We start from the raw sequence: 8,643 nt of genomic DNA, 5'->3' as shown, positions 1-8,643 counted from the left end.
ATTCAGCTTCTTTGATCATGGCAACAATTTGTGATTCGGTGAACTTGCTTTTTCTCATCGTAAAACTTCCTTCTTCTGTTAGTGGAAATTCTACTCAAGAACTGTTGCAGTTTATGGGGGAGTTACACTCTCAATGTGGTTTATAACAGATAAAACATGTGATGAACTTAAAGCAAAATACAGAAAGGATTGGAAGAGTTTGCAGGAGGATGGCTTCTATCACTTGAGAATTGGGGGGTAGTTTTTACGCTAAAACTTTGCCGCTTTAAACATAACCCGGCGAGCATATCGGGTTATTTAGCTGCTGAGTACTATAAGCCTGTCTATTGGGTGGGCTTATAATACGACATGAGCATCCACCCTAAACTGGCACTTGAATGAAAGCGCATAGCTTGTACGCCAGTTTGGGTAGATGTCCATGTGGTGATTACACAACTTTAGCTAGAATTTCGCTGAGTGCGGCTGTCCTTGTATCACTCTCCACTTGAGGAGAAATTAGTTCAGCCAAGAGCGCCGGCTTCAAAATGGAAAAGTCGAATACAGTCACTGTTTTCAGCTGGGTATTTGATGCCATGCTTTTCTATACTTTTAGCACGCTTTCCTAGCATATCTGAAATAGAGTCGAATTCTTTGTAGAGTTCGTCAGCATTACTGTTTATGTAGTAAACACCTTCATCATGCTGTGTATAGAATAAGAAGCAATCAAGCTCTTCATCAAAATCGAAGGCAAATACAGCTTCAGCTAAGTCAGGTCTGTCGTATTCTTCCAGCCATTCTCTCAACTCCTTCATTGCATGCAGATGTGAGGACATACTATTGTGTATGGCTGGTATTGGAGGTAGTGCTCCCCCTTGGTTTATACCCATTGTATAGAGAAAAAGAAGAAGCTCTCCTTTCGCTTCAATATTATATAACGCTTCGATTCTGGCTATCTCCTGCATACTGTACCCTTTCAGACGTGCTATGCCTGGAAAGACCTGTGTATGATTCATCAAATTCAGAAAGTCTGAGACTTGCTTTTCAGTAGGCGCGTTTTTTATGGCTAGCAGCTGCTCAGGCACAACTTCCCGGTAGCGGGTGCAACGTTTGGTGGGATGAAATCTTGATTTATCTGCAGCACAACGTTTGTCCAGGTATGTGAAGAAATCCCAGCCGGAATCCCGAACACTTTTACTGGCTTTATTATATATGTACACGTGCTGATTGTTATGCTCACAGTCAAAATAAAAATATTCTGCATCACAGACTTCCAACAGGTAGATTCCAGCTTGCGGAATTGAGTGGTTGTCACTCAACTCCTCAAAAAGGAACTCAGACAGGTTGTTTACTTCCATGAAACTCTGTCTAGGGTGAAAGTGGAGCAAAGTGTCCGAGTCTAACAATCCGCCATCTTCCAATCCCATGACAGAAAGAAACGTAATAAACTGTGTATATCTATTTAATGAAACAGGGCCGCACGTCAGGAGCTTTTCAATATCACTAGCTGAAAAGCCAATACACCTAGCCTGCGCTGGGTCTCTGGGACCCAGCAGTTTATTTAGTAACACTTTAGATTCATTCATTTATTACTTTTTCTCTCTAAATACATCATCGTACATAGTGATATCTGCCCCAGCCATCTTATTTGCGAAATCTGCTTTACTATAGTTACAAGACTGACACATCCCAGGGTTAGTTGCACTGGTATTTTCAACCGCTAACTTAATTTTACCTGTATGGCCCGAGTAGTGCTCGACTAAAAAGCCCTGCAGTTTCTTTTCCGCATGGTTCATATTATCTACGAAATCACGATTGACATCACCGTCGCGTCCTGGTTTTTTAATATAGGTACCTGCCACTTTATGATTGTCAAAAATGATGACTCTGTAATGTACACCATCAATTGTAACACTTGGTGTGCCCTTTCCATCATGCTGAAAACCATTTGCCCACGGCTTGGTGTCCATTAACTCCTTTTGCCAGGGAGATTTCTTGGTAGGGTGACCGCTTAAGGCCAGGAAGTGACTAACACTGCCGTCTTTTTCAACAACAGACGCAACGGCAACACTTCTGAGTTTTGTTTCCGCACCTTCGGAATTAACTTTGATTACACCTTCATTCCGCAAAAAGACACGCATTGCTGCAGGGTCTAATGGTGTATTACGAACTTCTGCTGTGCGCAGCACCGCCAGGTTGTTGGGCAGGTTTGCCGGGGGAGGTGGCAGCACTTTGATTTGCACCTCGTCAGGCACTCCATCATTATTGGTATCGTGGAGATCAATTCCTTGTACCCCGGTGAGCTCTTTCATCCGGGTTGTATCAACGCCTTTAGCTTCTAACCTTTTTAGAATATTAGAAAGTTTAACCATCACAGAAGGAGCTACGGCTCCCATTGTCATGGCTCCTGCAAATCCTCCTGAAATTGTCGCCGCCACGAACCTTGCTGAAAGTGTTCTGCTTTCTCTATCTGTACCTACAGTATCAATAACATGCAGAACTTGTGCAAACACCTCCTCATGTTGCTCAATTAGCTGTGCGATATCGTTAGCTGAATTGATGAGCAATTGACCATTTTGTTCAGCCGCTTGAGAGTCGCCGTTAAGCGTCATTCCTATTCGTACCATAGCTTCAGCTTGCGTCGCGATACCTGACCCGACGTCAAGTATCCCCGCTAATACAGCAGCAGAGATAGCAACCTTCTCTTCTTGAGAGACTGCAACTTCATTAAGGCGTTTAGCAATATGCTCAGGTAGCCTGTTAAATACTTCCTGGATTCTTGGATCTTTCGCAATATCGAGGTTTAACCCCATTTGGTAAACGTTTTCGGCAGCTATCCCAAGCTCTTCACCAAGTACGCCATCTGGGTTCGATCTCAAACGATTGACATAGTCAGAAATGACGGAAAGCATCATCTTCCCGGGGCTGTAACTTGAGAAGCTGTTGAACTCCGCCGAGTTTGCACCTGCATTACCCGCAATTCTAATGGCGTTGGCATCAGCACCTGCGACAAAAGCTCCCAGCGCAGCACCGAGTTTACTGATATCAATACCTGCTGCTCTGAGACGATCCATCTCGGCAAATATGCCAAGACGATAGGCCCCCTGATTAAGTCTTTGCTCAATTTCTTGAGGGCTCAACCCTTCAACTTCACTCCATTGCCTTATTTGGTTCTTTTGTCCCGCAAAAAATTCATCAAATTCAGCTTTTGCTTTATTTTTAGCTGCTATAAATTTATCTGATTTTTCTAACTCAGATGCGATGTACTCACCTATGACTGCACCGCCTGCACCACTGGCACAAGACAAGTTTTTGCTCGCACCGTTACCGGTTGCTTGGACTGTTGCAACGCCTATCATGCAGCCAACTGCAGCATGAGATATATACCTCATGGCCTCATCAAGGTTTTGACCACCATTTAGTTCAGGGTCAAATGCGGTTGCGATTTTAGCGGCCATGTGTTCGCCAAGTTCATTAACCGCATGCATTTTGAGCGATGTTTTGAATGAATCTCTGAAGTCCGTGAAACTGCCGCCATTGATGGCTGTTGAGATACCTGCTTTAACGATACTTTCGGAAATGGCCTGAGTTGCCTGTCGGCCGATATCGATCGCCAACTCGCTGTTATACCAGCTTGATCCGACTTTAGCATTGTTGAAGAACTTGAAGCTTTTGAACGTTTCGCTATTCAATACACCTGCCGTTGCCATTGAGATGGCCAGTGACTTCAAGCTATCGTCACTTAGCATAGAATTTATCGTATCGTTGATACTGTTACCTGCCGCAAGACTTGATACTGCATGAGTCGTCAGTGTCACCGCGCCAGCCGACATTGCTGCACCTATCGCAGGGTTTGCGAATGCAGTCGTGATTGTTCCTGTATTTCCAACCAAACCGGCACCAGGCCCCATTGCAACAGAAACTGCAATTGCAACAATTGCCATAGCTGCGGGGCTTAATGTACTGGTTTTGTCATGCTTTTGAATATTCTCCAGCTTACTGTAGATAACGTCGAGAGTACTGTCACAGTTATTGAAAGCGGCGTCTTGCTTCATAGCAAGGAAGGCATCCTCACTGATATTAGCTGGCACTGAAGATGACAAAAGAGACGGGCACTTGTATTGAGGGTCGTTATAGACATCGACCATCCAGCTTAGGCTGCCGCTTTGCGACAGTTTGCCCATCACATCATTGATAGACTCTCCCTCGTACTGACCCAATTCCAGAGTAACACCGTGAGTTGCCTTAACTTGTACACCACCAATGATCTCGTTATATACTGCGGTATCGACCGTATCCTGTATGGTTTCGGTCTTGATTTTCCAGGTGCCTTTTTTGACTTTATTGTAGAAGTAATGGTCCTGCTCTTTGGCCAGCAATAAGTTAACCCGGCCATTACGGGCATCAATGGTGGTCCCTGTGCCCGATGTGATTTGGGTAGCCTGTAGTGTGATATCGCCAAAGTCTGAGGCGATCATGACACCTTTGCCTGCCTCAAGGGCTGAGCGGATAGCAATGGTTTGAAACTCTTGCTCTTCCTCTGTGGTTTTACCCCACTTGGCATTAGATTGTTTCTGGAACTGATTAAACTCGTTGGAGATAAAAATCCCTTGTCCGGCAAGGAGTTCGATAACGCCTTCATCTGCATACAGCTCTGCGGCTTTAAGCTCGATACCGCCCGATGCCATGAGGTAAATACTGTCTTTGGCAGAGAGCTTAGTCGTCAGGTGTTTAATTTCAGAAGTGGACTGTGAATACTCGCCAACGGGTTGATTGTTCACGTAGCTGGTTTGCTGCGAAATTAATCGAATATTACCGTCGGCACGCAGCCCGATGGTGTTGCCTGTTATTATCCCGCCCTGAACAAGTATGTCACCCATACTGTGGATACGGATATTGTCACCATTAACCGATGCAATCTGGCCAAATCGGGAGCCGCGCTCATAGCGGTTAGAAAAGCGGTGTACCAGGGTTTTTTGGATATACTGGCCGGCAATAATATCGACATTTTGTTGCGCCGTCAGACTGCCGGATAGGTTTCTTAGGGTGCCCCCAACAAACAGGTTCAGGTCGCCGTCAGATGCCACTTCTGCACCCGGGTTAACCGTTAGATCGCGCGCCGTTCGCAAATAGGTGTTTTTGCCGGTGCGCAGAGTACCGCTATTAACGGTGATATCTCTGAAGTTGACATCGCTACCGGTAAACTCAACCATGTGTCCGTTTACGGACCGTGTTTTCAACGTGTTGGCACTGAGGTGCACAACTGGCGACAGTACCTGTTCTCCATTGATTACTCTTAACTCTGGCCAGATAAAGTCTTTACCAAAACTGTCATACACAGATTTGGAGATCTTCTCACCAAAGGTAACACTGGCTTTGCCAGCCAGTTCATAAGCATTTTGATACAGCTGAATTATCTGAGCTGTTTCGTCAGCATAAGATGGCGAGATCATGTTCCGGTCCAGCTCAGCATAAATTTGTGAGCGGATCAGGCGTGCCTGAACGAAGCGATCACCAATTTGTTTTGCCAGTGGGTAATGTGGAAAGATAAACCTGATGTCCTCATGCATTATTGGAATGTATTGCGGTGCAGGCAGCGCTTGCTTTCTGTTGTTTAGCAAGGTCTCATGAAAGCCAGCGATGGTTTGAGCTGACTTAGCGCGTGTTTGCTCGACAATATGTTCTGATTTAGCATATTGCGTTTGGCTACTGCCTGTGATTTTTGTGAATGCAGGCTCGCTATTAAGAAAATGCGTCGTATCCATTTTATCAAACGCATTATAAGCATATGCCAGGGTTGGCAAACTCATCTGCCCCAGCAGCATAAAAATGTTTAAATAAGCGATGGCTTTCTTATAAAAGGGCACAGGCTTGTCAGTTAATTTGTTTTTTTTCATTGTCAATTCCATTTACTTCCCAGCCATCAAATTAGCCACTGTCACCAGGGTCGATTTGGAAACCATACGAATAAAAGGTTTGTCAAAATCATCTAGTTCATCATCAATCGAGATTTCATACTTGTAGCTTATGGTGATTTTTTTACCTGCTTCACTGACTACAGCATTTTGATATGAAAAGTTTTGTGTGGTGCAGCGGTAGCGACGATTAGAACAACGATAATCTTCTGCGCCTGTGGTATTTTGTCGGTATCGTGCGTAAGCTGTCGCAGCGTCGGTAATTTGCTGGAAGGTGTAGCCTGTGTTTTCAAAGTCGGCCGTCGAGGTTGCGCCAATCACGGTGCTTAATGGAACCGTTACAGAGGAGTATTGACAGTCTTCAGTTTTGGTCAGGCCATGATCTTGATCGCGGAATCCGTCACATTTATAGAGGTTTACTTTTACCCACTTATCATCGATGACTCTGGGCCATGAGTATCCCTCATACGTGTCTTTATCAACGTATTTTACATACCTTTGGAAATACTCTTTGATTTTGGCATTTATGGTCGCATCCAGTGAGTCAGAGTCTGTTTTGGTCAGGTCGCTTTGAGTTGCGATATTGGGGTTAATACCGTAAACACTGCCATGAATGGCCAGCAAGGTTTCACCTTCTACAGCGGTTGTAACAGACACTCCGCCACAGTTACCAAAGGCAGTACACTGTTTGATTGCATAAAAGTCTTCTTTTGCAATTGTTTTCCCTAGTTTGATACCGATTGATTCCAAATCAAGCTTTTGGAATCGGGCGTTGTCGAACAATTCAACATAAGAAAACGCATTAACAAAACGACGCCGGGTTGAGGGGGGGGCCTTGCTGCCGATCTCAAACTCTCCAAAGCTGACTATCCGCCCTGGGGGAGAGTAGGCTGCCACTTTTGTTCCGATACCTTGCTCTACCGTATCTTGGCTACCTTTGTTGTTTTCGGTATAAGCATAACGAGAGATGATGTAAGCCGTTGTCTCCAGGCGGTAGCGCTCATTGAATATCAATGGCGTATCAATGTGAAACAAGCCTTGTTGATTCAGGCGCAAGATGGCTGAGGTGTTGCGAATGTACTTGCTCGCTTTGAGCTCCATCTTCGACTCTGCCGCAATCGATACTTGCTCAGATTGTGTCGTGTTGACACTGATGCCTTGACTCCAATCAACTCCCGTTGGCTCTTCGATATGATAAGGGTTGATGTTTTCTATGGCTTTGGCGACGATTTTTATCGTATTTGCATGGATTTTTGCACTGAAGCGGCTTTGTGTTACTCCAGCAGTACCATAAGTGGTGTAAGGGCCGTGTTTAAGGCTATTGATGTTAATTGAGGGCGCTGCAAGAGATTGCTTTGTCGGTCTGTGTAGTTTTTGAGTGCGTGAACCATTGGTGAACACGCCATCTTTCAAATTCAGGCTTAAATTGCCTGCCTGAATCACACCACCAAATGAATTGTACACATCCCCTTCTGTTTCTGCGGTGATATTCACCCCATTGAGTGTACCGGAGTTGATAAGGCGATCCGTAGAAACTTTGATATTGTCCGCATCAATATAGCCCTGATTCAACAGGTATCCGTCTGCGAAGTGCTTAACTGTTTGAGCAATAACCCGGGCGCTCGAATATACAATCGTATTACCTATTGTTTTTGTTGTAATAATACGATCGCTATAAAGCTTGCCATAGATTTTTAATGCCGCGCTTTCATGTTCAGCTATCTGAATGAACACCCCTTCTGCCGGGGCATGGAAGTGGCCTTGTCGCGTGCTTGTAGAGAGCGCGTCGGACATAGTATTGAATTCAGTACCAGATGGAATCGTCACAGGTTGCGCTGCAACTATTCCAATGCTCGCCGCTTTAAAGATACCGCCAGGTTGGTAAGTGGTGGTTTTGTTGCTCGCGCTCAGAACATCCAGATCTTGATATTTGATGGTCAACAGGCCCGGATACAGGTTAACCCCGCCAGAACCGAGTACATATCCGCCATTTTCAGCGAAAATAAACCCACCCTGAGGGTGACGCTGTGCGCGCAGGTTAAGATCGATAGTACCCGAGGTGCTGATCAGATCGGCCATCACTTCAAGTGAGTGGGCGCCGGGAGCGCTGAGGCCATTGATGGTAACGCGCCCGGATGCTCTGGTTGTTATATTATCGCGACTGGAGCTGCTGCCATATCCATAAGTGCCGTTCACAAGTGTGATGCGTTCAACATTTTCGAATGAACAGCTAGTACAAGTGATCGTTCCGTAGCTAGAAACAAACATAATATTGACGGGTTTACCCACCACCGAAATTTTCTCTCTGAGGGAAAAGTAGCGAGACTTGATAACCAGTGTCTTAATCTGGCTGGTGTTTGCAAGTTTAATGAGGAGCGGTTTGTTCGTGACTTCAAAGCGCTCAAATGCCAGTTGCACTGTTTCTGAATCGCTGTTTATCACTAAAAAGTCGCTGCTTGCACTGACATGACTGGATACAGAAAAAGCCGATGTTTTCGTGAATTGGAACCCTGCCACCTGCTCAGTTGTTGCGTTCACATTAAAAGCACAGTGCCACAGTAAGCATGTGAATAATAATTTCCATAGGAAGGCTGATTTATTAATGATCATCCCTGTCTCTTTTGTTTTTTAACTATTAGGTGCTGTATTTTCACATGGTTTTATTAAGGGTACAATGTTGACGTTAAAGAAATTATTGGTGGTGTGACAAAGTAAAATGCTTTTACTTTGTTGATAAATGCTAAATAGTATA

3 protein-coding genes are annotated in these 8,643 nt (G+C 44.9%); all 3 read right to left on the bottom strand.

Translation table 11 applies throughout. The annotated features are described in order from the left end of the window. Positions 1–500: 500 nt before the first annotated feature. The 3 genes from IY568_RS20840 to IY568_RS20830 are packed head-to-tail and all read right to left on the bottom strand — an operon-like array spanning position 501 to position 8,429. Complete coding sequence (locus IY568_RS20840; protein ID WP_194868555.1) at positions 501–1,562, bottom strand: hypothetical protein; 1,062 nt, start codon at positions 1,560–1,562, stop codon at positions 501–503. A 3-nt stretch (positions 1,563–1,565) separates the two neighbouring features. Beyond that, a complete protein-coding gene (locus IY568_RS20835; RefSeq protein ID WP_194868554.1) occupies positions 1,566–5,873 on the bottom strand; it encodes a DUF637 domain-containing protein in 4,308 nt (1,435 codons plus the stop codon). Positions 5,874–5,885: 12 nt separating this feature from the next. Then, positions 5,886–8,429, bottom strand: a complete 2,544-nt coding sequence (locus IY568_RS20830) for a hypothetical protein (RefSeq protein WP_194868553.1) — start codon at positions 8,427–8,429, stop codon at positions 5,886–5,888. Positions 8,430–8,643 lie beyond the last annotated feature (214 nt).

This window comes from Pseudoalteromonas sp. PPB1 (genome assembly GCF_015356275.1).
In the GTDB taxonomy this organism is placed as follows: domain Bacteria; phylum Pseudomonadota; class Gammaproteobacteria; order Enterobacterales; family Alteromonadaceae; genus Pseudoalteromonas; species Pseudoalteromonas rubra_D.
This window is presented reverse-complemented; position numbering and strand designations above follow the sequence as displayed.